At 66.5% G+C, this 764-nt stretch carries 1 protein-coding gene; it reads right to left on the bottom strand.

Features of this window, described 5'->3' with window-relative positions:
- Positions 1-764: tandem-95 repeat protein (locus tag AC1DMS_RS31735; protein WP_478182149.1), on the bottom strand; the 764-nt coding region annotated here is incomplete at both ends.

The raw sequence follows: 764 nt of genomic DNA, 5'->3' as shown, positions 1-764 counted from the left end.
AACACAGGGGCGTCGTTGACGGGGTTGATCGTCACGGTCACCGTGCTGGTGGTCGTGCCGCCGTGGCCGTCGCTCACCGTGACGGTGAAGCTGTCGGTGCCGTTGAAGTTCGGGCCGGGAACATAGGTGTAGGTGCCATCGGCGTTGACCGTGACCGTGCCGTGGGCTGGATCGCTGCCCTTCACGTAGCTCAGCGTGTCGCCATCGACGTCGGTGCCGACGATCTGGCCGCTGACGGGCGTGTCTTCGTTCGTCGTCTTGGCGTAGTCGGGCACCTTCGGTGCATCGTTGATGTTCTGCTCATTGAGCGTGACGGGGATGTTCGTCGTGACCGTGCCGTCGTTCGCGCCGACCACCAGCGCGTGCGCGTTGGCGCCCGCTTCGTAGTCGTTGACGAACGCCGCAGCGCCCGCCGGCGTGAGGCTGATCGCGCCCGTGACCGGGTCGATGGCGAAGTAGCCGCTGTCGTTGCCCGAGAGGATGCTGTAGGTGACGGTCGCGCTGTCGACGTCGGTGGCGTGGACCGTGCCGAGCACGGCGCCTGCAGGGCGGTTCTCGTCGTAGCCGAAGACGTAGCCGTCCGTCGTGTTCACCGGGGTGCCGCCACCGTCGACGAACACAGGGGCGTCGTTGACGGGGTTGATCGTCACGGTCACCGTGCTGGTGGTCGTGCCGCCGTGGCCGTCGCTCACCGTGACGGTGAAGCTGTCGGTGCCGTTGAAGTTCGGGCCGGGAACATAGGTGTAGGTGCCATCGGCGTTGAC

This window comes from Variovorax sp. 05T418 (genome assembly GCF_056396385.1).
The sequence above is the reverse complement of the archived record's forward strand: the minus strand, read 5'-3'. Positions and strand labels throughout refer to the sequence as shown.